The following is a 21,752-nucleotide window of genomic DNA, read 5'->3' as shown; positions in this document are numbered from 1 at the left end:
ACGACCACGGGCCCCGCCGTACGGCGGGGCCCGTGGTCGCGGCGGTGCTCGCGGGTCAGGACGACTTGGCCGTGGCCAGCCCGTCCACGACGGCCTCGGCGACCGCCTTCATCGTGGTCCGGCGGTCCATGGCGGTGCGCTGGATCCAGCGGAAGGCCTCGGGCTCGGACATCTTCTGGTGGGTCATCAGCAGGCCCTTGGCCCGGTCGACGACTTTGCGGGTCTCGAAGCGCTCGTTCAGCGAGGCGACCTCGTCCTCGAGCGCCTTCTTCTCGGCGAACCGGGAGACGGCGAGCTCGATCGCGGGGACGAGCTCGTGGCGCGCGAACGGCTTGACCAGGTAGGCCATGGCGCCGGCGTCGCGGGCGCGCTCGATGAGGTCGCGCTGGCTGAACGCGGTCAGCATGACGACCGGCGCGATCTTCTCCTCGACGATGGTCGAGGCCGCCTCGATGCCGTCCTTCTTGGGCATCTTGACGTCCATGATCACCAGGTCCGGCTTCAGCTCGCGGGCCTGGGTGATGGCGGCCTCGCCGTCGCCGGCCTCGCCCGCGACCTGGTAGCCCTCCTCGGAGAGCATCTCGGCCAGGTCCATTCGGATCAGGGCCTCGTCCTCGACGACCAGCACCCGCCACCCGGGCTGCGGGCCGTCCTCGGCCGGCGTCTCTGCGGGAACGTTGTCGGTCACCGGAGAACTCCTTCATCGATCGGTGCGGTGTGCTGCGGCGGAGGCCCAGGCTACCGGCGGTACCGGGGGGGGACCGACCCACTTCGGCCTTTCGTGTGCGGAAACACGCCCGGCCGACGCAATACCCTGTCCGAATGGAGGGGCGGCCACCGCTCACGGACGGGCGGGGCGCTCGGTGCGGGGTCGGGGTCGGGGTCGGTGTCGACGCGCCCGGGCCACGTGCCCGGACGCTCCCGCCCTCTGGTGCCCCCGGTGGGATTCGAACCCACACTGTGCGGTGTTTGAGACCGCCTTCTCTGCCAGTTGGAATACGGGGGCCCGGTGCGTTCGGCGTAGTCGGCTGACGGCCGATCCTAGCGGGCCACGCAGGTCCGCCGGCCGTGGACCCGCCTCACCCCGGCCAGTGCAGGAACCGGCTGCGCACCGGCCCGTCGCCGAGGGTGTGCAGCACCCCGCCCGGCGCCGGTCCGGGGTCGGCGCCGCCCTCGCCCGGCACGTCGGGCCAGCGCAGCGCGGGCGCCACCGACGGCGCGACGACGAGCGGGTGCCCGGCGAACGTCGTCGCCAGCGGGGTGTGGACGTGCCCGCACACCACCAGTGTCGGGTCGGCGCGGGCGGCGAGCAGCGTCGCGAGCGGGCCGGGGTCGCGCAGCCGGATCCCGTCGAGCAGCGGGTGCCCGACGGCGACCGGCGGGTGGTGCAGCGCCACCAGCAGCGGTGCGGGGTCGCGGACGGCCTCGGCGAGCAGGTCCACCGCGGTCGCGGACAGCTCGCCGTGGCCGGCGCCCGGCACCAGGGTGTCGAGCAGGGCCAGGGTGAGTCCGCCGGTGCGGTGCAGCCGGTCCCCCACCGGGCCGAGGGCGGCCGTCATCGCGTCGCGGTCGTCGTGGTTGCCGGGCACGTGCAGGGCGTCGAGCCCGTCGAGCAGGGCGGCGGCCGCGGCGTAGGCGGCGGGGTCACCGTCGTCGGCGAGGTCCCCGGTGACCAGGACGACGTCCGGCGCCGGGTCCAGGGCGCGCACCGCCGCGACGGCGCGGGCGGCCCGCCCGCCGACGGCGCCGCCCCCCAGGTGCAGGTCCGACAGCTGCGCGACGACCGTCATCGCCGCTCCAGCAGCACCGCGGCCTCCAGGTGGTGGGTCATGGGGAACGCGTCGAACGCGCGCAGCGCCGACGCGCGGTACCCGGCGGCGGCGAACAGCGTGAGGTCGCGGGCCAGGGCCGCCGGGTCGCACGCGACGTGCACGATCCGGCGCGGGGCGCGGGCGGCGAGGTCGCGCACCGCGGCCTTGCCCAGCCCGGCCCGCGGCGGGTCGGTGACGACGACGTCCGGGTCCGGCCCGAGCCGCGCGATCTCGCGCTCGGCGCGCCCGCGCACGAACTGCACCTGCGGCAGGTCGGCGAGCGCGGAGGCGCCGTCGGCGACCGCGGACGGCGCCGACTCGACGACGAGCACGGTGCCCGACTCCCCCACCTGCCCGGCCAGCACCGAGCCCAGCAGCCCGACGCCGCCGTAGAGGTCCCAGGCCACCCCGCCCGCGGGGGCGTCGGCCCAGTCCCGGACGACCCCCGCCAGTGTGTCGGGCAGGGCCGGGTGGACCTGCCAGAACGTGCCGGCCGACAGCTCCCAGGTGCGGCCCGCGGCCTGCACCGTGGCGCCGGACCCGACGCGGGCGGCGCCGTCGTCGCCGACGGTGACGTCGACCTCGGAGTCCGGCCGGAACCGCTGCCGCAGGACAGGGGGCAGCGCGCCCGCGGGGACCAGCGGGCAGTCCCCGATCTCGCAGACGTCGTGGCTGCGGTGCGCGCGCAGGCCGGGGACGCCGGCGTCGTCGACGGCCAGGCGTACCCGGGTGCGCCAGCCGAGCGGCCCGCCGGGCAGCTCCTCGACCTCGACGGCGAGCAGGTCGGTGCCCGCCGCCGTGACGGCGTCGGCGCCGAGGCGGGCGAGCTGCTCGCGCAGCACCGTCGTCTTCAGCGCCCGCTGGGCGTCGTGTCCGGCGTGCTGGAAGTCGCAGCCCCCGCAGCCGCCCGGGCCCGCCCACGGGCACGACGGCGCGACCCGGTCCGGGGAGGCCTCCAGCACGGCGACCGCGTCGGCGCGGCAGAACGCCCCGCCCGGGTCGTCGGTGACCACGGCGTGCACGAGCTCGCCGGGCAGTGCGTGCCGGACGAACACCACCCGGCCGCCGGTCCCGTCGTCGCCGGCCCCGGCGCGGGCCACGCAGTGCCCGCCGTGCGCGACCGGCCCGATCCGCAGCTCGAGCATCCGGTCGGTCCAGTCGGTGGTCGTCGCGGTGCTCACCGGTCCCCCTTCGTCCCGCGTGGTCCGCCCACGCCCGCCGGGCCGGCGGACCCGGCCCCGGCGCCGTCGCTGCGCTCGCCGGGCAGCTGCTCCATGCCGGGGTAGCCGCGCCGCGAGGCGCCGGGCGCCTGCAGCGGCGACAGCGCCCGCGTGCGCGAGGACGACGGCAGCTGCCACGGCACGCTGGTGACCATCACGCCGGGCTGGAACAGCAGCCGCGTCTTGAGGCGCAGCGCGCTCTGGTTGTGCAGGACCTGCTCCCACCAGTGCCCGACGACGTACTCGGGGATGTAGACGGTCACGACGTTGCGCGGCGAGTCCGACCGGATCCGCTTCACGTAGTCGAGCACGGGCCGGGTGATCTCCCGGTACGGCGACTCGACGACCTTGAGCGGCACCGGGACGGCGCGCTTGTGCCACTGGTCGACGAGCCTCTTGGTCTCGGAGTCGTCGACGTTGACCGTCACCGCCTCGAGGATGTCCGGGCGGGTGGCGCGGGCGTAGGCCAGCGCCCGCAGGGTCGGCTTGTGCAGCGTGGAGACCAGCACGACGGCGTGGTTGCGCGAGGGCAGCACGTCGTCGTGCTCGTCGGCGACGAGTGCGGCGGCGACCCGGTCGTAGTGCAGCTGGATCAGGCGCATGAGCACGAAGAACCCGGCCATGGCGACGATCGCGATCCACGCGCCGAGGGTGAACTTCGTGATCAGCACGGTGATCAGCACGACGCCGGTCATGATCGCGCCGAACCCGTTGATCGCCTGCGCGCGGCGCATCCGGCGGCGCTCGGCGGCCACCGGGTCCAGCGCGAGCTCGCGGTTCCAGTGCCGCACCATCCCGGCCTGGGACAGCGTGAAGGACACGAACACACCGACGGTGTAGAGCGGGATCAGCCGGGTGACCTCGGCCTGGAACCCGACGACCAGCAGGATCGCGAACAGCGCGAGGGCGATGATGCCGTTGGAGAACGCCAGCCGGTCGCCGCGCGTGTGCAGCTGGCGCGGCAGGTAGCGGTCCTGGGACAGGATCGAGCCGAGCACCGGGAAGCCGTTGAACGCGGTGTTCGCGGCCAGGACCAGGATCAGCGCCGTCATGACGATGACGAAGAGGTAGCCCGGCGGGAAGTTGTCGAACACCGCGTCGGCGAGCTGGGCGATCATCGTGTGCTGCTCGTAGCCGGGCGGGGCGTCGGGGAACTGCCGTGCCGGGTCCTCCGCGATCTGCACCCCGGTGAGCTGGGCGAGCGCGATCAGGCCCATGAACAGCGAGACCGACATCGCGCCGAGCAGCAGCAGCGTCGTCGCGGCGTTGCGCGACTTCGGCTTGCGGAACGCCGGCACGCCGTTGGAGATGGCCTCGACGCCGGTCAGCGCGGCGGCGCCCTGGGTGAAGCTGCGCAGCACCAGAAGCACCAGCGCGAGCCCGGTGTAGGCGTCGCCCTCGGCGATCAGGTGCAGGTCCGCGCTCTCGGCGCGGACGTCGTCGCCCAGGATCAGCACCCGGGTCAGCCCCCAGACGATCATGGTGCCGACGCCGAGGATGAACGCGTAGACCGGCACCGCGAACGCGGCGCCGGACTCCCGGATGCCGCGCAGGTTGATCGCGGTGAGGATCGCGATCGCCGACACCGCGAACAGGACCTTGTGCTCGGCGACGAACGGCACCAGCGCGCCGATGTTCGCCGCGGCGGCCGAGATCGACACCGCCACGGTCAGCGTGTAGTCGACGAGCAGGGCGGAGGCCACGGTGAGTCCGGCGTTCTTGCCCAGGTTGACCGTCGCGACCTCGTAGTCACCGCCGCCGGAGGGGTAGGCGTGGACGTTCTGCCGGTAGCTGGCGACGACCGTGAGCAGCACGACCACGACCGCGAGACCGATCCAGGGCGACATCACGTACGACGCGACCCCCGCGACCGACAGGGTCAGGAAGATCTCCTCCGGGGCGTAGGCGACCGACGACATGGCGTCGGAGGCGAACACCGGGAGGGCGATGCGCTTGGGGAGGAGGGTGCTGGTCAGGCGGTCGCTGCGCTGCGGTCGCCCGACCACGAGCCGCTTGAGTGCGACGGCGAGCTTGGACACGGGGCGCAGCCTATGCCCCCGTGCCACGACGCTTCGCGATAGCGTGCGTCCAGCGTCGGCGTCGGCCCACGCAGAAGGAACGAATCGTACATCCCGGGCTCCCCGTCCCGGCGGAAGGACCCTTCACGCCATGCACGTCGTGATCATGGGATGTGGCCGGGTCGGCGCGTCCCTGGCCTCGGGCCTGGAACGGCTCGGCCACGAGGTCGCGGTGATCGACCGCGATCCGCAGGCGTTCCGGCGCCTCGGCCCGGACTTCCGGGGCCGGCAGGTCGTCGGCTTCGGCTTCCACCGCAGCGTCCTCGACGAGGCCGGGCTCGAGTCCGCCGACGCGTTCGCCGCCGTCTCCTCCGGCGACAACTCCAACATCATCGCCGCCCGGGTCGCCCGGGAGAGCTACGGCGTGGACAAGGTCGTCGCCCGGATCTACGACGCCAAGCGCGCCGCCGTCTACGAGCGCCTCGGCATCCCGACCGTCGCGACCGTCCCGTGGACGACCGACCGGCTGCTGCGGATGCTGCTGCCCGACGGCGTCGCCACGGCCTGGCGCGAGCCCACCGGCACCGTGGCCGTCCTGCCGCTGCCGCTGCACGAGGACTGGGTGGGCCGCCCGATCCGCGACCTGGAGCGGGCGACGAGCTCGCGGGTCGCGTTCATCGTGCGCTTCGGCACCGGTGTGCTGCCGACCAAGGACACCACCGTGCAGCACGAGGACACCGTCTACGTGGCGGCGGTCTCGGGCACGGTCAGCGACGTGACGGCGGCCGCCGCGGCGCCGCCGGAGGAGGACTGATGCGGGTCGCGATCGCGGGCGCGGGCGCCGTCGGGCGGTCCATCGCGCTCGAGCTGGTCGAGTCCGGGCACCGGGTGATGCTGATCGAGCGCGAGCTCACCCACATCGACCCGAACGCCGTCCCCGAGGCCGAGTGGGTGCACGCCGACGCCTGCGAGCTGTCGATGCTGGAGGACGCCGGCATCGAGGGCTGCGACGTGGTGATCGCCGCGACCGGCGACGACAAGGTCAACCTCGTGGTGTCGCTGCTGGCGAAGACCGAGTTCGGGGTGCGCCGCGTCGTGGCCCGGGTCAACGACCCGCGCAACGAGTGGCTGTTCGGCGAGAACTGGGGCGTGGACGTCGCGGTGTCGACGCCGCGGCTGCTCGCGGCGCTGGTCGAGGAGGCCGTCGCCGTCGGTGACCTGGTGCGCCTGCTGACCCTGCGCCAGGGCCAGGCGAACCTGGTCGAGGTGACGCTGCCCGAGGACACCCCGCTGGCCGGGCGCCCGGTGCGGGTGCTGGAGCTGCCCGCGGACTCGGCCCTGGTGACGATCCTGCGCGGCGGGCGGGTGATCGTCCCGCAGCCCGACGACGCGCTGGAGGGCGGCGACGAGCTGCTGTTCGTGGCGACGACCGCCGTCGAGGAGGACATCCGCGCCGCCCTCATGTGAGGGCGGGCGGGTCAGGCGGGGGCGGGCCGGTCGCGCTCGGCGCGGCGCACGATGAGCACCGTGGCCAGGATCGCCAGCGCGGTCAGCGGGTAGCCCATCGCGAGGCGGGCGACGCCCAGCGCGGTCTCGGCGTCGGCGAGGTAGAGCGCGCCCTGCACGCCCACCTTGGCGAGGAAGGTGGCCGACCACACCGCCGTCGCCCAGCCGTAGGCGCGGACCAGGCGCGGGTCGGCCCGCCACTCGGTGCCGTGGCCGTTGATGCCGTGCCAGATCACCCCGGCCAGCGGCCAGCGCGCGACGATCGACACCAGCGCGACGACGCCCAGCGCGCCGCTGTAGAGCAGGCCCGGCAGGTAGAACCCGCGGGCCTCCCCCGTCTGGTTGGCGACGAGCGCGCACACCCCGACCCCGAGCAGCCCGGAGATCGCCGGCATGACCGGGTCCCGGCGCACGAGGCGCCACAGCAGCACCAGCACCCCGGCGCCGACGGCGGCGTAGATCGCGGTCCGCAGGTCGGCGAGCACGTTCGCGACGACGAACACGACGACCGGGATGGTCGAGGCGACGATCCCGGTCGGGCCGCCCATCTGCTCCAGCAGCGTCGGGGTCCGCTCGGCGGCCCGCTCCGGCGCCGCGGCCTCCGCTCCGGCGGTGCCGTCCGGCGCGGAGGGGGCCGGGTCCCGGTCCGGGACCGGCCGGCCGATCGGCGCGGTGCGGTCACGGGGGTCCGCGTCGGTGACGCGGGGGAACCGGGTGGTCGGGGCGTCGTGGTGGTCGTTCAAGCCGGTCCGATCCGTCGGGGGCGCCCGCCGGGCGCGGGTCGGTCGTGGGTCAGGCGCGCGTCACCGCGCCTGCCAGATCGTCACTGCGCCTGGCAGATCTCGTAGTACGGGTTGTAGAGCACCTTGCGGCCGTCGCGGACGGAGATCCGCCCGCGGACCCGCATGGTGCGCCCGGCCTCGATGCCGGGGATGCGACGGCGCCCCATCCAGACCAGGGTGACGCCGTCGGTGCCGTCGAACAGCTCCGCCTTCAGCGTGGCGTCGGCGCTCTGCGGGCAGAGCTCGACGCTGCGGATCCGGCCGAGCATCGTGACCTCCTCGCCGCAGGAGCAGTCGCGGGCGGGGCGGGCCCCGGTCTCCTCGACGTCCTCGGCCAGGTCACGCGCGTCGAGCTCGTCGACGTCGCTGGTGAGCTTGCGGAGCATCCGGCGGAACGCCCCGCCATCCGTGCTGCCCATGTCTCTCCTCGGCCCGCTTCCGGTACCGGCCCGGGGTCACCGGACCCTCCGGTGACCCGCACTCGCGTGGCGACCCGACGGGTGTCGTGGTGGCGCCGAGAAGCGTAACGCGCGGGCGTCCGGGTTTGTGCCCGTGGCGCACGGTCCGGGGCCCGCGGGGGCGGGCCGGTCGCCGTCGACCGGTCCGCGGTCCGCGCCGGGTGGTCGCCGGGCCAGCGTCCGGTGACGCCGCGCCCGGAACGTCCGGTGTCAGTCCCGCCGGTGGCGACCGAGGTCGCGGGGACCGGTCCCGTTCGCGCGCCGGCCGGAGGACCACTGGCCGGTCAGGCCGGAGCCGCCGGCCGCCCGGCCGGTGTCGATCCCGGCGGGTCCGGCGTCGTGCGGGTCGTCGGTGCCGTCGGCCCCGGGGACGTCCTCGTCACCGGCGGCGCGGCGGGCGGACCGGCCTGCGGCGGCGCGGCTGGCGCGGTAGTCGGCCAGCCCGGTGACACCGCCGGGGCGGCCGTGCCCGTTGGTCCGCGGGGCCGCGGGCTCCCCGGGTTCGGCGGGGTCCGCCGGTCCCGCGGCGCCACGGTCGGCCGAGGCGCTGCGCAGCAGGTCCTGCAGGGCGCTGCGGGCCTCGTCGGCGGAGGTGGGTCCACCGCCGTGCCAGGGGCGCTCCGGGTCGGTGCCCGCCGCGAACAGGTCGTCCCCGCCGGGGCCGGGGGCGGCGTGGCCGTCGCGCTGCGCCGCCGGGGCGTCGGCGGGCCCGTCGGCGTCGCGGTCGCGGCGGCGGGCGCCGCCCGCCGGGCCGTCGAGCGCGACGGCGGCGAGCAGGTCCGCGACCGAGGTGCCGCCGGCTCCGTGCCGGCCGGACCGGCGCGACGCCGCGATCTCGGCGGAGAGCCAGCCGTCGTCGGCCGGGTCGTCCGCGGGCACGGCCGGGGCGGGCGCGGCGGTGGCTCCGAGGTCGGCACCGTCGGCACCGTCGGCACGGTCGCGCGGCGCGGACCGGCGGCGCCGCGCGGGCGCGGCCGGCGGCGGGGTGCGGTCGAGAGTGGCCTCCATCAGCGGGACGTCGGCCAGCGGGATGTCCTCGATGGCCCCGGTGCGGCGCGGGGCCGCCCCCACGGTGGCGCCCGCCGTGACGTCGGCCGGGGTGTCCCCCGCCGTCGCGGCGGGGTCGGTGGGGCGCCCGGCGAGCAGGTCCGCGGCGTCGACGCGGCCGGCGTCGCCGGTGCGGTCCCGCCGCGACCGGCGCGCGCCGGTGCCGAGGGCGTCCTCGGCCGTCGCGGCACCGGGGGCCGCGGCCGGCGCGGCGCGGCGCGGCGCGGCGGAGCGGTCGTCGTCGGCCCCGGCGAGCAGGTCGGCGACCGACAGCGCGGTGACCGCCGGGTCCCGGCGGGCCGGGGGCTCGTCCTGCTCCCACGGGTCCGTCACCGGGGCGGGCTCGGGCGCGTGCTGCGGGACCGGGGCGTGCAGGGCCGGCTCGGGCAGCGGGTCGACGAGCGGGTCCGGCACGGCGGTGCGCCGGTCGTCGCGGGCCGGGACGTCCCACCCGTCCCGGGGGCCGGGGCGGTCGGTCCCGGCGGCCGGGAGCCCGGCGATCGCGGGGGTCGCGCGCGCCGGCGGCGTGCCCGGCGCCACCGCCCGGTCGGTACCGGCCCGGTCGGCGCCGGTGCGGTCGGCGCCGGTGCGGTCGGCGCCGGTGCGGTCGGGGCGGTCCGGGCGGCCGCGGCGGCTCGTGCGCGGCTCGCCGAGCGCCGGGGTGACCAGCGGCCCCTCGGTCAGCGCGGTGCGCTCGGCGGGCGACTCGGCGCCCGCGAGGGCGGCCGGGGCGAGCCCGGGGCGCTCGGGCGGCGCGGGGCGGCGGACCTGCGGCAGGGCGCGGGTCGCGGGGTCGGCGGTCGGGTCCGCGGGGCGGCGGGCGGGACCGGCCGCGGCCGGGGCGGGCGCCGCCGGGGCGCGCCGGGGGGCCTGCGGGCGGGCCGGCTCGGGCGGGGCGGGGGCCGGGGTCGACCCGGTCGTCGCACCGGTCGGCACACCGGTCGGCACGGGCACCGAGACGGTGATGCTGGGCTTCTGCGGTCCGGTCTCGGGCTGCGTCTCGCGCAGGTGCTCGGGCAGTTCGAGGGGCAGCACGGTCCGCGGCGGGTACGGCGACTTCCCGCGGACGACGATGATCCCCCGCAGCACCCGGCGCAGCTCGACGTCGAGCGCCTCCACGGTGTCCAGCGACGCGGTCGCGACGCCGTAGACCATCCAGCGCGGGCCGTCGCAGCCGACGAACACCGACGCGGCGTTCTCGGTGCGGGCGTGCAGCTCGCGACCCCAGTCGCCGCGGGCGTTGCGGACCCGGGCGCCGCCCTTGCGCAGCGACTGCTCGATCTCGGCGGACAGGTCCGGCCACAGCCCCGAGGACCGCGGCGCCGCGAGCGCGCTCACCGCGATCCGGCCCTCGGCGAGCAGCAGGTGCACCGCCTGGGGGCGCTCGGCGCCGGAGGGCTCCAGCTTCAGCTCGGCGCCGTAGGGCACCGGGACCTGCAGGGCGCCGAGGTCGACGCGGGCCAGCGCGTCGGTCATCGACGGGTCGAGCTCCTCGACGTCGGCCGGGCCCAGCGGGCGGCCGCCGCTGCCGGGCGGCGGGACCGACAGGGGGGCGTCGCCGACGCCGTACTCGTCCTCGTCGTACTCGTCGGCCTCGTCGTCGTGGTCGTCGTAGGCGTCGTCGTCGTCCGCGTCGTCGTCCGCGCGGCGGGTGTCGTGGGCGCCGGTGTCGCGGCGGGCCGGGCCGCGGCGGCCCCACGCGGGGTCGTCGGGGTCGCCGCCGTCGAAGCCCTGCGGGGTGCGGTCGCGGGCGTAGGCGAGCTCGTCGTCCTCGACGCGGTGCGAGAGCAGCGGGGGCTCGTCGTCGTCCCAGCGGCCGTCGGGGGCGACCCGCTCGTCGTGCTCGGCCGGTGCGGGCGCGGGCAGCGCGGCGCGGGCGGTGTCGCGGCCGACCGCGCGCACCGCGGTGGTCGGGGCGGCCAGCGCGTCCGGGCCGGGGACGCGCCCGGCACCGGTGCGGGGCCCGGACGGGACGGGGCCGCGGGCCGGCGCGGGCGGCCCGCCGTTCACCGCAGCGGGCCGGGAACCGGTCGGTGCGCCGCCGCCGGAACCGTTCACCGAGCCGTTCGTCCGGCCGTCCACCGGGCCGGCGGGGCGGCGGCGGGCGTCCTGGGCGGCGTAGTGGTCGGCGTAGTCGTCGAAGTCGTCGATGTCGGAGTCGCCGTAGCCGGGATAGCCCGGATAGGCACCCGTCCCGGTGTCCTCGACCCCGTCCTCGGGCCGGATGTCGAACATCCGGCCGCGCGCGCGTCCGGGCATCTAGTGGTCCCCTCCCCCCGGCACGAGCGCGGCGTTCCCGCCGGTCGAGCCGTGGCCTGCGGTGCCGCGTACCGACGCGGGCAGCGTGCCGACCTCCACGAACCGGGCCGTCTCGACCCGCTGCACCACCAGCTGCGCGACGCGGTCGCCGCGGCGCAGCGACACCGGCGTCTCCGGGTCGGTGTTGACCAGGCAGACCTTGATCTCGCCGCGGTACCCCGCGTCGACCGTGCCGGGCGCGTTGACGATCGACAGCCCGCAGCGGGCCGCGAGCCCCGAACGCGGGTGCACGAACCCGGCGTACCCCTCCGGCAGCGCGATCGCGACGCCGGTGCCGACCAGGGCGCGGCGCCCCGGCTCGAGGACCACGTCGGTGGTGGTCACGAGGTCGGCTCCGGCGTCACCGGGCCGCGCGTAGGCGGGGGCGGGGACGCCGGCGTCGAGCCGCGTCAGCAGGACCTCGACGGACGCTGCTGCCTGCGGCTTGTCCGGGGGAGCGGGCACGGAACCGGGCACGGCGGGCGACGCTACCCTGGGACCCGTGAGCGAACGGCTTCCGGAGACCGACTCTGCGACGGCTGGCCCCGCTGCGTTCGACGAGCGGTTGTCCGTCCCGGTGTGGTGGTACGTGCTGGCGGTCGGGATCGGCGTCCTGATGGGGGCCCAGATCCACATGGGCTACCCCGGGCTGCGGTCCTGGATCGGCTACGCGGTGATGGTCCCGCTGTGCGTGGGCGCGCTGTGGTGGGCCGGGCGCAGCCGGGTCACCGTCCGCGACGGACGTCTCACCGCGGGCGGGCGGGAGCTGCCGCTGGCCGCGGCCGGCGTGACCGACACCGTCGTGCGGGCGGACAAGCAGCAGGCGATGGGCCCGGACCTGGACCCGCAGGCCTACGTGCTGCACCGGGCCTGGGTGGGCCCGCTCGTGCGGGTGCAGGTCACCGACCCGGCGGCCGGGGAGCCGTACTGGGTGCTGAGCACCCGCCGCCCGGACGCGCTGCGCGCCGCCATCGCCGCGCAGGCGCCGCACCCGCAGCAGAGCTGAGCCCCCGCACCCCTGCACGACGACCGGGCCCCGGCGGAGTACCGCCGGGGCCCGGTCCGTGCCGTGCCGAGTCGTGCCGAGCTGCCGTGGGGCCGCCCTCAGGCCGCGCAGTCGCGGCAGAGGAACTGCCCGCCCGAGGAGCTGGCGAGCCGGCTCCGGTGGTGCACCAGGAAGCAGCTCGCGCAGGTGAACTCGTCCGCCTGCTTGGGCAGGACGTTCACCGTCAGTTCCTCGCCCGACAGGTCGGCGCCCGGGAGCTCGTAGCTCTCCGCGGTGTCGGTCTCCTCGACGTCGACGACCGCGGACTGCGCCTCGTTGCGGCGCTGCTTGAGCTCGTCGAGCGAGTCCTCGGCCATCTCGTCGGCCTCGTTGCGACGCGGGGCGTCGTAGTCGGTCGCCATCAGGTCTCACCCTTGCCTTACGTCCGAGCTGCTCGATTCCGGCCTGCGAGCAGCGGTACTTCGCATCGGTTGGTCGTCGCGTGCCGCTGAGGAACGTCGCGGAGACCGGGTTTGTGCCCGGGTCCGGGAGTGACGCCCGTCTCACCCGTCCCGGGGGCCGGGGGGATCGACGCGGCGCGTGCCCTGTCGCGGCCGGTCCGCCACCGGCGGCGGGGAGGGTAGCCCAGCGTCCCGCGGCCGTCGCAGCGAGTCCCCCGCTCGATGGCGGGTGTCACGCGCGGACGGGGGCGTCCGGGCGCACTAGTGTCGGCCGGTGTGACGACGAGCGCCAGCACATCCACGCCCGGTGCCGATCCCGCCACGGTCGGCGCGTGGCTCGCCACCGCGCTCGACGACGAGCGGTGGGGCACGGCGGAGCTGACCTCCATCGGCGCGGGCCGGTCGAACCTGACCTACCGCGTCTCCTCCCCCGCCGGCGCGGTCGTGCTGCGCCGCCCGCCGGTCGGGACGGTCGCCGCGACCGCCCACGACATGGGCCGCGAGCAGCGGGTCATCTCGGCCCTGGGCCCGACCCCGGTCCCGGTGCCCGCGGTGCTGGCCGCCGACGACGGCGACGTGCTCGGCGCGCCGTGCTTCGTGATGGAGCTGGTCGACGGCGTCGTGCCGCTCGACGAGCTGCCCGACGGCTGGGCCGCGACCGCCGACGGCCGCCGCGCCGCCGGCGAGGCGCTGGTGGACGTGCTGGCCGCGCTGCACGCCGTCGACCCGGCCGAGGCCGGCCTGGGCGACTTCGGCCGCCCCGACGGCTTCATGGAGCGCCAGATCCGCCGCTGGGGCAAGCAGTGGGCGGCCGCCCGCGACGGCGACGACCCGGTGCCCGTCGAGCCCGCGGAGGAGGCCGAGCTCACCCGGCTGTCCGAACGGCTCGCCGCCGACGTCCCGGCCGCGCAGCGCCACACCGTCGTGCACGGCGACTACCGCCTGGACAACTGCGTGTTCGACGCGGCCGACCCCGGCCGGATCCTGGCCGTGCTGGACTGGGAGATGTCCACCCTGGGCGACCCGCTGGCCGACCTGGGCCTGCTGCTCGTCTACTGGAAGCAGGACGGCGACGACGAGGTCTGGTCCGCCGCCCAGCCGCTGCCGAGCCCGACCGGGCTGCCCGGCTTCCCGACCCGCCGTGACCTGGTCGAGGGCTACGCCGCGCGCACCGGCCTCGACGTGACCCCGCTGCCCTGGTACGTCGGGTTCGGCGCGTTCAAGCTCGCCGTCGTCCTCGCCGGGATCCTGGCCCGGGTCCGCGCCGGGTCGGTCCCCGCGGAGATGGCCGAGGGTCTCGACGGCTCGGTCGGCCCGCTCGTCGCGCTCGGGCACCACGTGCTGGACGGGGGCTCGTTCTGATGCTGCCCGCCGGCACCCGCCCGGCCCGCGCCGAGCGGCCCTACGAGCGCCGTCGCACCCGCCCGATCGTGCTCACCACCGCGGCGCTGGCCGTGCTGGCCGTGCTGACCTGGACGGTCGTGCTGGGCACCGCCTCCGACGGCCCGGGCGCGACGGACTGCCCGGCGCCGGCGACCGGCACCCTCGCGGGCACCGAGATCGACCGGGCCGCCCTCGCCGCGACCGCGCCCGACGCCCCGGAGGACGTCCGCTTCCACGTCCTCAACGCGGGCGGGCAGCGCGGTCAGGCCAACCTGGTGTCCGCCGAGCTCAAGGACCTGCAGTTCGGCGAGGCCGGCACCCCCGGCAACGACCCGGCCTTCCCCGACGGGGACCTGGACTGCATCGGGCAGATGCGCTTCGGCCCGTCCGGCGAGGCCGCCGCGTCGGCGCTGGCGCTGGCGCTGCCGTGCGTCGAGCTCGTGCGCGACGACCGGCGGGAGGCGGTGGTCGACGTGGTCGTCGGGTCGTCGTTCACCGACGTCGCCCCGGGCCGGGCCGCGCGCGACGCGCTCGACCAGCTCTCCGCACCGGGCACCGAGGGCGGGCCGCGGGCGGACCCCAACGTGCTGGAGCAGGCCCGCCAGGGCGTCTGCTGAGCCGCGCCGGGCCGGCGGGCCCGGCGCTCAGACGGTGTCGGCCCCGCAGCGGCGGGCCGCCGCGGCCAGGTCGGCCGCGACCCCCGGCGCCGCGGCGAGGGTGACGTCGGCGCCGAGGCCGGCGTCGCCGAGGCCGTCGACCCCGGGGCTGCCCGCGATGTGCACGACGGCACCGGCCTCGGTCGCGACGAGCGCCCCGGCCGCCCAGTCCCACCAGTTGCAGCCGTGCTCGAGGTAGCCGTCGAGCCAGCCGGCGCCGACCGCGCACAGGTCCAGCGCGGCGGCACCGGCGCGGCGCACGTCGCGCACCTGCGGCAGCAGCTCCGCGACCATCCGGGCCTGCCGGGCGCGACGCTCGGCGCGGTAGGCGAACCCGGTCCCCAGCAGCGACTGGGCGAGCTCGGTGGTCGCGGCGGCCCGCAGCGGGCGCCCGTCCAGCGTCGCGCCCAGCCCGCGCGCCGCCGACCACAGGCGCCCCGCCGCCGGTTCGGCGACCGCCCCGGCCAGCGTGACGCCGTCGGCGACGGCGGCCACCGAGATCGCGTACCAGGGCAGGCCGTAGAGGTAGTTCACGGTGCCGTCGATCGGGTCGACGACCCAGCGTGCGGCCGCCGCGTCGCCGGCGCCCTCCTCGCCGTAGACGGGCTCGCCCGGGCGCAGCGCGGCGAGCCGGTCGCGGACGAAGCGCTCCACCGACGCGTCGGAGGCGGTCACGACGTCGGTCGGCGAGGACTTCGTCGACACACCGCCCGCCCCGGCGTCGCGGGGTGCGGGCAGGCCGCGCAGGTGCTCCGCGGCCTCGGCCGCGACCTGCTCGGCGACGGCGCGCAGGGCGGCGGGACCGCTGCTCTCGTGCGGGGGCTCGTGCGAACTCACGGACCCATCCGACCACGTGCGGGACCACCCGGACGCGCGGGGCGGCGTGAGGTGCGTCCCCCCGGGCGGTGCGCAGTTACAATGGAACGCGCACCCCGTCTCCGGGACGCGCGGCGACCCTCAACGACGCCGGCGACCGAGACGGTGCCAGGACAGGACATCCGGCCGGTCGCGACCTCGTCTCCCCCGACGAACGCGCCGCGACGCCGGCCGCGTAACGACTCCAGCGCACGTAGCGAGAGGGCCCAGGTGGCAGCCGCAGACTCCGCAGCACGCAGCGACTCGACCGTCGAACCGACGTCGGGTACCGCATCCCGCAGCCGCCGTACTTCCGGCACCACGAGCACCGCGTCGGCGACCGGCACCGCGAAGAAGCCGGCCGCGCGCACCCGCAAGACCGCCGCCGCCGGTGGCGCGGCGACCAAGGCCGCGCCGAAGACCGGTCCGCGCAAGCCCGCCACGAAGAAGGCCTCCACGAAGAAGGCCGACGGCGACGGCGAGGACGGCGAGGGCGAGGACGTCGTCCTGGAGGACGGCGAGCTCGAGGGCGACGACATCGAGGCCGACCTCGCCGAGGCGGCCAAGGACGAGCCCACCGAGGACTCGTCCGACGACGATGACGACGACGACGAGACCAACACCGGCAAGAACCGGGTCGCGCCGACCACCCGCGCGTCGCAGCAGAAGTCCGCGGACTTCGTCTGGGACGAGGAGGAGTCCGAGGCCCTTCGCCAGGCGCGCAAGGACGCCGAGCTCACCGCCTCGGCCGACTCGGTCCGCGCGTACCTGAAGCAGATCGGCAAGGTCGCGCTGCTCAACGCCGAGGAGGAGGTCGAGCTCGCCAAGCGGATCGAGGCCGGCCTCTACGGCGCCGAGCGCATCCGCAAGGTGTTCGAGTCCAACGAGAAGCTCTCGCCGCAGCTGCGGCGCGACCTGCGCTGGATCGTCCGCGACGGCGAGCGCGCGAAGAACCACCTGCTCGAGGCGAACCTGCGGCTGGTGGTGTCGCTGGCCAAGCGCTACACCGGCCGCGGCATGGCGTTCCTGGACCTGATCCAGGAGGGCAACCTGGGCCTGATCCGTGCGGTCGAGAAGTTCGACTACACCAAGGGCTACAAGTTCTCGACCTACGCCACGTGGTGGATCCGCCAGGCCATCACCCGCGCGATGGCCGACCAGGCCCGCACCATCCGCATCCCGGTGCACATGGTCGAGGTCATCAACAAGCTCGGCCGCATCCAGCGCGAGCTGCTCCAGGACCTGGGCCGCGAGCCCACCCCGGAGGAGCTGGCCAAGGAGATGGACATCACCCCGGAGAAGGTGCTGGAGATCCAGCAGTACGCCCGGGAGCCCATCTCGCTGGACCAGACCATCGGTGACGAGGGCGACTCGCAGCTCGGTGACTTCATCGAGGACTCCGAGGCCGTCGTCGCGGTCGACGCGGTGAGCTTCACGCTGCTGCAGGACCAGCTGCAGTCGGTGCTGGCCACGCTGTCCGAGCGCGAGGCCGGTGTCGTCCGGCTCCGGTTCGGGCTCACCGACGGCCAGCCGCGCACCCTCGACGAGATCGGTCAGGTCTACGGCGTGACCCGCGAGCGGATCCGCCAGATCGAGTCCAAGACGATGTCGAAGCTGCGCCACCCGTCGCGGTCGCAGGTCCTGCGCGACTACCTCGACTGATCCCGGCGCGGAACGACGCCACGCACCGCGGCCCCGGTCCGACCCGTCGGACCGGGGCCGTCGTGTGCGGTCAGAACAGCTCCGGCGTCGCGGGGGGCACGTCGTCGAGGAACGCGCTGATCATCGGCACGAGCGTCGCCGTCTCCCCCGAGATGCCGATGTGCGAGGTCGCGGGCAGCACGACCAGGCGCGACCGGGGCACGTCCTGCAGCATCCCGGTCGCGGCGGCCTGCTCGTCCCCGCCCCCGAGCAGGGTGAACATCTGCACCGCGTGCTCCGGGCGCACGCCGTCGGCGTCCCCGACGATCACCATGGCCCGGACGGTGAGCGACCGCATCCGCTCGTCGGGGACCTCCTGGTCCTCGAGGTTGAGGACCTTCACCTTCTCCACCCAGGCCGCGAACGCCGCGGGGTCGGGCGTGTGCTCCAGGAACGCCTTCTCCACGGGTGAGCCGGCGAGCATCGTCGCGTCCATCCCCGCGATGGCCGCGTGCACCGCGGGGTACCAGCCGTCGCGGCGGAAGGTCGCCGACAGCGACACCAGCCGCCCGACCAGGTCCGGGTGCCGCAGCGCCAGCTGCAGCGCGACACCGCCGCCCTGCGAGTAGCCGAGCACGTCCGCGCGGTCGACGCCCAGCGCGCGCAGCAGGGCCGCGGCGTCGTCGGCGAACCGCTCGTAGGACAGCGGACGGGGCGTGTCCGGGGTCCGGCCCTGCCCCTGCATGTCCGCGACGATCACGGTGCGGCCCGCGGCGAGCCCGGCCACCCACGCGCCCATCGCGTCGGTGGACATGAACGCACCGGCGAGCACGAGCAGCGGGGGCGACCCGCCGAGCTCGCCGTGGATCTCGTGGTAGATCGCGACGCCGTCGACCTCCAGGTGCCCGGTCGTGATCGGCACGGTCGGCACGGTCGGGGTCGTCGGTGTGGTCGGGGTCGGTCGGGTCATGGTGTCGTCTCCCACGGTCGCGGTCGGGTCCGCCGGTACCGACCGCACCGGGCGGCGGAACTCATCGGGGGCCGCCGCGGGGGGAAAACCGCGCGATTCCGTCGGTGGGGCCGGTTAACGTCGATCACCGACCGACGCCGGAGATCCCGCAGCGCGGTCCGTGTCGGGGGTGTCTGAGGTGCGCGCGCTGTCGTGGCGTCGGCTGGGTGGAACGGTGTCGGGCGTGGCGGTGGCCGCGGCGGTGGTCGCCGCCGTCGCCGAGGCGGTCGCGGCGACCGTGGTCGGGGCGGTGGTGGGCGGACCGACGGTCACGCTCGTCACGGTGCTGGCGGGGTTGCTGCTGGGCGCCGCGCTGCTCGACACGCTGGGCCGGGTCCTGTTCTCCGGGGTGGTCTCGCGCGCCGAGGGGCGGCTGCGGGCCGACCTGCTGGGGTCGGCGCTGGCCCAGCCGTTGCCGGCGCTGGAGGACCAGGCCGTGGGCGAGCTGCTGGACCGGGTCGACGACGACTGCCGCCAGCTCGCCCAGCTGATCCGCCGCATCGGGTGGGAGACCGGCCGGGCGCTGCTGCGCTCGGTCGTCGCGTGGCTCGTCGCCGGGCTGGTGTTCTGGCCGGCGTTCCTGGTGTTCCCGCTGGTCGCCGGGCTGGTCGTGCTGGTGGCGCGGCCGCTGACGCCGCGGATCGCGCGGGCCAAGGTCGCCGAGGAGACGGCCTGGTCCGACCACTCCGCGCAGCTGGAGGAGTCCGTCGCCGGGCAGGACGACGTGCGGACCTCGCTCGGGCAGCCGCACGTCGTCGCGGAGTTCGCGCGGCGCGCCGCGGTCGTCGTGGCGCGCACCCACGACGTGTGCCGGGTCGCGACCCGGGTCGGGCTGCGCACCGGGTTCGTCGCGCACGCCCTGCTCGGGGTGGTCGCCGTGGGCGGGGTGTGGCTGGTCGCGGGCGACCCGGGCGGGATCGCGGCGCTGGTCACGCTGTGGCTGCTGGTGACCGCCTTCGTCGGGCAGGTCGACGCGGTCGTCGACCGGATGCCCGACATCCAGGCCGGGGTGGGCGCGCTGACCCGCGTGTCCTCGCTGCTCGACGCCGAGCGCGAGCCCACCGGCGGGCGGCCGCTGCCGCCGGGGCCCGCGCCGCTGGAGCTGCGCGGCCTCACCGCGGGCTACGACGGCGGGTTCCGCCTGGCCGGGATCGACCTGACCGTCCCGGCCGGGACGACGTGCGCGCTGCTCGGCCGGACCGGCTCGGGCAAGTCGACGGTGACCAAGGTGCTGTCGCGGGCCGTGGAGCCGCCCCGGGGGCAGGTGTTCCTCGCCGGCACCGACGTGCGCGACCTCGACCTGGACGCGCTGCGGCGCGCCGTCGGCGTCGTCACCCAGCGCACCGAGATCCTCGCGGCGACCCTCGAGCAGAACATCACCCTGTTCGACCCGGCGGTGCCGCGCCCGGCCGTCGCGGCCGCGGTGGCCGCCCTCGGGCTCGACGAGTGGGTCGCCGCGCTGCCCGACGGGCTCGCCACCCGCCTCGGCACCGGCGGGATCGCCCTGTCGGCCGGGGAGGAGCAGCTGGTCGCCTTCGCGCGGCTGCTGGTGCGCGACGTCGCCGTCGTCGTGCTCGACGAGGCGACCGCGCGGATGGACCCGCGGACCGAGGAGCGGGTCACGCGGGCGTCGCGGGCGCTGCTGGCCGGGCGGACCGGGATCGTCGTGGCGCACCGGCTCTCCACGATCCGGCGCGCCGACACCGTCGCCGTCCTGGCCGACGGGCGCCTCGTGCAGCACGGCGACCGGGAACGGCTCGCCACCGAACCCGGCCGCTACGCCGACCTGCTCGCCGCGGACCGGTCCGGCCCCGGCGTTCCCGCACCCGCCGGCGCCACCTGCACCACGGCCCCGGACCGCGACGCGCCGCTGCTGCACCGTGCGTCCCGGCGGCCGGTCGCGCCGCCGGAGCCGGTGCGCCCGCCCGCGCTGTGGCGGGTCGTGGTGCGCCTGGCGTTCGCCCACCCGCGCTGGGGGCTGACCGGCGGGGCGATGTTCACGCTGGCCACCCTGGGCTCGGCGACCGGTGTGGTCACCGGCTGGCTGTGGGGGCTCGTCGTCGCCGGCCTGGAGGGCGGCGGCACGCCGTGGGGGCCCGCCGTCGCGCTGACCGCGGTGCTGATGCTGTTCCCGCTGTGGATCGCGGTCGCGTTCCGCACCTACCCGCGCTGGTGGTCCTCGGCGACGCTGCGGCTGCGCCTGGGGGTGCTGCGCGGGCAGACGATGCAGCGCCGCGGGCCGCGCTCCCCCGCGGGCGAGGTCGTCGCCCGGGCGCTGGACTCCGACCGGATGATCCTCTACGTGGACCGGTGGGTCGACGTCACCAACTCGGTGGTCGTGGTCGCGGTGGCCGGGCTGGTCGCCGCCGACGTCCGCGCCGCGGCCGTCGTCGGCGGGTTCCTGCTGCTGTGCGCCGCGGTGGCCGCGGTCGGGGCGCCGGTCGCGGGCCGGTCGGGGCGGATCGCCGCCGACGCCCGTGCCCGGTTCGGCACCGCGCTGGGGTCGGTCCTGGAGTCGGTGCGCACGGTGAAGCTGGCCGCCGCGACCGGTGCGGTGCGGGCGCATCTCGGTGTCGTCGACGCCGACCGGGTGCGGGCCACCGTGCGCGAGTACCGGGTCCGGACGCTGCTCGACGGCGTGCCCGGCGTCCTGATGCAAAGCGCCGTGGTCCTGACCTGGACGTTCTACCTGGCGGGGACCTGGCCGCTGGCGACCGCGCTGCTGGTCTCGACCACGCTCAACGGCGCCGGGTTCCTCGGGCAGGTCTGCGCGGCCGCGGTCACCGAGGCGCCGATCGCGCGGCGCTGGCTGCGGGCCGTCGCACCGCTCGCGGGCCCCGCCGACCTCACCCGGCTGCCCGCGGGGGTCGACCTGAGCGCCGGGACCGCCCCGGCGCCGGAGCCGGTGCGGCGCGAGCCGCTGCGCCGGCTGAGCCTGGAGAAGGTCGCCGCCGTGCACGACGACGGCACCGTCGGTGTCGAGGGCGTGGACCTCGACGTCGACGCCGGGTCGCTGGTGCTGCTCACCGGGCAGGTCGGGTCGGGCAAGTCCAGCCTGCTCGCGGGCCTGGCCGGGCTGGTCGGACACGAGGGCGTCATCCGGTGGAACGGTCACGAGGTCGCCGACCCGCAGACGTTCCTGCGGCCGGGCCAGGTCGCCTACGTCGGGCAGGTCCCGCGCGTGCTGTCGGGCACCTTCGGGGACAACATCGCGCTCGGCCACGACCGGCCGATCGCGGCAGCCGTCGACGACGCCCGGCTCGACCGCGACGTCGCCGCGGCGGGCGGGCCGGACGCCGTGGTCGGGCACCGGGGCATCCGGCTGTCCGGCGGCCAGGTCCAGCGCCTGGCCATGGCCCGGGCGCTGGCCACGGGCGCCGAGCTGATCGTCGCCGACGACGTGTCCTCCGCGCTGGACGTGCGCACCGAGATCGAGCTGTGGGCGGCGCTGCGCCGCCGCGGCAGCACGGTCGTCGGGGCCAGCACGAAGCGTGCGGCGCTGGCCCGCGCGGACCGGGTGGTCGTCCTGGACCGCGGGCGGGTCGCGGACGAGGGCCGGTGGGAGGAGCTCGCACCGCGCTGGTCGCACCTCGCCGGCTGACCGCTCCCTCGCGCGCCCGGG

18 protein-coding genes and 1 tRNA gene are annotated in these 21,752 nt (G+C 76.5%); 7 read left to right on the top strand and 12 right to left on the bottom strand.

Annotation, left to right across the window (positions count from 1 at the left end):
- Positions 1-55: 55 nt before the first annotated feature.
- The 5 genes from WJX68_RS03705 to WJX68_RS03685 form a co-directional block, all read right to left on the bottom strand.
- Positions 56-688, bottom strand: a complete 633-nt coding sequence (locus WJX68_RS03705; RefSeq protein ID WP_340286138.1) for an ANTAR domain-containing response regulator — start codon at positions 686-688, stop codon at positions 56-58.
- A 241-nt stretch (positions 689-929) separates the two neighbouring features.
- Positions 930-1,006 (bottom strand) — tRNA-Leu (locus tag WJX68_RS03700).
- A gap of 73 nt (positions 1,007-1,079) precedes the next feature.
- On the bottom strand, positions 1,080-1,790 hold the full coding sequence (locus WJX68_RS03695) for a metallophosphoesterase (RefSeq protein WP_340286137.1): 711 nt from the start codon (positions 1,788-1,790) through the stop codon (positions 1,080-1,082).
- Positions 1,787-2,956, bottom strand: coding sequence for a class I SAM-dependent RNA methyltransferase (locus WJX68_RS03690; protein WP_422785651.1), 1,170 nt, complete (start codon positions 2,954-2,956; stop codon positions 1,787-1,789). The genes WJX68_RS03695 and WJX68_RS03690 overlap by 4 nt, the downstream gene beginning before the upstream one ends.
- A 32-nt stretch (positions 2,957-2,988) precedes the next feature.
- Positions 2,989-5,070: an APC family permease gene (locus WJX68_RS03685; RefSeq protein ID WP_340286135.1), complete on the bottom strand. Its 2,082-nt coding sequence runs from the start codon at positions 5,068-5,070 to the stop codon at positions 2,989-2,991.
- A 130-nt stretch (positions 5,071-5,200) separates the two neighbouring features.
- Between WJX68_RS03685 and WJX68_RS03680 the strand changes: the two genes are divergently transcribed.
- Positions 5,201-5,863, top strand: coding sequence for a potassium channel family protein (locus WJX68_RS03680; protein ID WP_340286134.1), 663 nt, complete (start codon positions 5,201-5,203; stop codon positions 5,861-5,863).
- Positions 5,863-6,516 carry a potassium channel family protein gene (locus tag WJX68_RS03675; RefSeq protein ID WP_340286133.1) on the top strand — a complete coding sequence of 218 codons (654 nt, stop codon included), beginning with the start codon at positions 5,863-5,865 and terminating at the stop codon, positions 6,514-6,516. The genes WJX68_RS03680 and WJX68_RS03675 overlap by 1 nt, the downstream gene beginning before the upstream one ends.
- Before the next feature lie 11 nt (positions 6,517-6,527).
- Here the strand turns inward: WJX68_RS03675 and WJX68_RS03670 are convergent, their stop codons facing one another.
- The 4 genes from WJX68_RS03670 to dut all read right to left on the bottom strand — a co-directional run bounded on the left by WJX68_RS03670 (position 6,528) and on the right by dut (position 11,617).
- Entirely contained in the window at positions 6,528-7,298 is a 771-nt protein-coding gene (locus WJX68_RS03670; RefSeq protein WP_340286132.1) for a DUF3159 domain-containing protein, read from the bottom strand.
- 80 nt (positions 7,299-7,378) lie between these two features.
- Positions 7,379-7,756 carry an OB-fold nucleic acid binding domain-containing protein gene (locus WJX68_RS03665; protein ID WP_340286131.1) on the bottom strand — a complete coding sequence of 126 codons (378 nt, stop codon included), beginning with the start codon at positions 7,754-7,756 and terminating at the stop codon, positions 7,379-7,381.
- A gap of 249 nt (positions 7,757-8,005) precedes the next feature.
- Positions 8,006-11,101 carry a DUF3710 domain-containing protein gene (locus WJX68_RS03660; protein ID WP_340286130.1) on the bottom strand — a complete coding sequence of 1,032 codons (3,096 nt, stop codon included), beginning with the start codon at positions 11,099-11,101 and terminating at the stop codon, positions 8,006-8,008.
- Positions 11,102-11,617 carry a dUTP diphosphatase gene (dut, locus tag WJX68_RS03655; protein WP_340286129.1) on the bottom strand — a complete coding sequence of 172 codons (516 nt, stop codon included), beginning with the start codon at positions 11,615-11,617 and terminating at the stop codon, positions 11,102-11,104.
- A gap of 25 nt (positions 11,618-11,642) precedes the next feature.
- Between dut and WJX68_RS03650 the strand changes: the two genes are divergently transcribed.
- Complete coding sequence (locus tag WJX68_RS03650) at positions 11,643-12,146, top strand: DUF3093 domain-containing protein (protein WP_340286128.1); 504 nt, start codon at positions 11,643-11,645, stop codon at positions 12,144-12,146.
- A 98-nt stretch (positions 12,147-12,244) separates the two neighbouring features.
- Here the strand turns inward: WJX68_RS03650 and WJX68_RS03645 are convergent, their stop codons facing one another.
- Complete coding sequence (locus WJX68_RS03645; protein ID WP_020626973.1) at positions 12,245-12,547, bottom strand: DUF4193 domain-containing protein; 303 nt, start codon at positions 12,545-12,547, stop codon at positions 12,245-12,247.
- A gap of 315 nt (positions 12,548-12,862) precedes the next feature.
- Here WJX68_RS03645 and WJX68_RS03640 point away from each other — a divergent pair, with 315 nt between their 5' ends.
- Together WJX68_RS03640 and cei are read left to right on the top strand one after the other, a co-directional pair.
- Positions 12,863-13,948 carry a phosphotransferase family protein gene (locus WJX68_RS03640; RefSeq protein ID WP_340286127.1) on the top strand — a complete coding sequence of 362 codons (1,086 nt, stop codon included), beginning with the start codon at positions 12,863-12,865 and terminating at the stop codon, positions 13,946-13,948.
- Entirely contained in the window at positions 13,948-14,586 is a 639-nt protein-coding gene (gene cei, locus WJX68_RS03635) for an envelope integrity protein Cei (protein ID WP_340286126.1), read from the top strand. Before WJX68_RS03640 ends, cei begins: the two co-directional genes overlap by 1 nt.
- Positions 14,587-14,613: 27 nt before the next feature.
- Here cei and WJX68_RS03630 read toward each other — a convergent pair whose 3' ends face one another.
- Positions 14,614-15,462: an inositol monophosphatase family protein gene (locus tag WJX68_RS03630; RefSeq protein ID WP_340286125.1), complete on the bottom strand. Its 849-nt coding sequence runs from the start codon at positions 15,460-15,462 to the stop codon at positions 14,614-14,616.
- 81 nt (positions 15,463-15,543) lie between these two features.
- On the opposite strand from WJX68_RS03630, the gene WJX68_RS03625 reads away from it, so the two are divergent.
- Positions 15,544-17,142 carry an RNA polymerase sigma factor gene (locus WJX68_RS03625; protein ID WP_340286124.1) on the top strand — a complete coding sequence of 533 codons (1,599 nt, stop codon included), beginning with the start codon at positions 15,544-15,546 and terminating at the stop codon, positions 17,140-17,142.
- A 70-nt stretch (positions 17,143-17,212) separates the two neighbouring features.
- Here the strand turns inward: WJX68_RS03625 and WJX68_RS03620 are convergent, their stop codons facing one another.
- The gene (locus WJX68_RS03620) at positions 17,213-18,043 is read right to left on the bottom strand and encodes an alpha/beta fold hydrolase (RefSeq protein WP_340286123.1); all 831 of its coding nucleotides are present in this window, start codon (positions 18,041-18,043) and stop codon (positions 17,213-17,215) included.
- A 271-nt stretch (positions 18,044-18,314) separates the two neighbouring features.
- On the opposite strand from WJX68_RS03620, the gene WJX68_RS03615 reads away from it, so the two are divergent.
- Positions 18,315-21,731, top strand: a complete 3,417-nt coding sequence (locus WJX68_RS03615; RefSeq protein ID WP_340286122.1) for an ATP-binding cassette domain-containing protein — start codon at positions 18,315-18,317, stop codon at positions 21,729-21,731.
- Positions 21,732-21,752: the final 21 nt, after the last annotated feature.

Origin of the sequence: Pseudonocardia spirodelae (assembly GCF_037727765.1) — a bacterium.
Taxonomy (GTDB): domain Bacteria; phylum Actinomycetota; class Actinomycetes; order Mycobacteriales; family Pseudonocardiaceae; genus Pseudonocardia; species Pseudonocardia spirodelae.
This window is presented reverse-complemented; position numbering and strand designations above follow the sequence as displayed.

Coding starts and splice junctions, on each gene's coding strand:
- WJX68_RS03665 (WP_340286131.1), bottom strand. CDS start 7,756: ATGGGCAGCACGGATGGCGGGGCGTTCCGCCGGATGCTCCGCAAGCTC.
- WJX68_RS03695 (WP_340286137.1), bottom strand. CDS start 1,790: ATGACGGTCGTCGCGCAGCTGTCGGACCTGCACCTGGGGGGCGGCGCC.
- cei (WP_340286126.1), top strand. CDS start 13,948: ATGCTGCCCGCCGGCACCCGCCCGGCCCGCGCCGAGCGGCCCTACGAG.
- WJX68_RS03660 (WP_340286130.1), bottom strand. CDS start 11,101: ATGCCCGGACGCGCGCGCGGCCGGATGTTCGACATCCGGCCCGAGGAC.
- WJX68_RS03675 (WP_340286133.1), top strand. CDS start 5,863: ATGCGGGTCGCGATCGCGGGCGCGGGCGCCGTCGGGCGGTCCATCGCG.
- WJX68_RS03690 (WP_422785651.1), bottom strand. CDS start 2,956: ATGCTCGAGCTGCGGATCGGGCCGGTCGCGCACGGCGGGCACTGCGTG.
- WJX68_RS03625 (WP_340286124.1), top strand. CDS start 15,544: ATGGAACGCGCACCCCGTCTCCGGGACGCGCGGCGACCCTCAACGACG.
- WJX68_RS03680 (WP_340286134.1), top strand. CDS start 5,201: ATGCACGTCGTGATCATGGGATGTGGCCGGGTCGGCGCGTCCCTGGCC.
- WJX68_RS03645 (WP_020626973.1), bottom strand. CDS start 12,547: ATGGCGACCGACTACGACGCCCCGCGTCGCAACGAGGCCGACGAGATG.